Raw genomic sequence first — 315 nt, forward strand, 5'->3', positions numbered from 1 at the left:
CGGGCAAGGGCTTCGCGGTCGTCGCATCGGAAGTGCGCGCGCTGGCGCAGCGCTCGGCGGATGCGGCCAAGGACGTCAAGTCGCGCATCACCGCCAGTTCCGAACAGGTCGAGGAAGGCGTGCGCCTGGTCACCCGCACCGGCGAGGCGCTGGGCCAGATCGTCTCGCGGATCAGCGAGGTCAGCGCGCTGGTGTCCGGTATCGCCACCTCCGCCGATCAGCAGGCGACCAGCCTGCGGCAGGTGAACACCGCGGTCGCCGAGATGGACGGCGTGACGCAGCAGAACGCCGCGATGGTCGAGGAAGCAACCGCCG

The 315-nt window shown here is 70.5% G+C and carries 1 protein-coding gene; it reads left to right on the forward strand.

The window, feature by feature from the left end; all coding sequences use genetic code 11:
* On the forward strand, positions 1-315 hold a 315-nt coding region (locus AX685_RS02235), incomplete at both ends, for a methyl-accepting chemotaxis protein (RefSeq protein ID WP_231738513.1).

Source organism: Sphingomonas sp. CCH9-F2 (assembly GCF_001556735.1).
Lineage (GTDB): Bacteria > Pseudomonadota > Alphaproteobacteria > Sphingomonadales > Sphingomonadaceae > Sphingomonas > Sphingomonas ginsenosidimutans.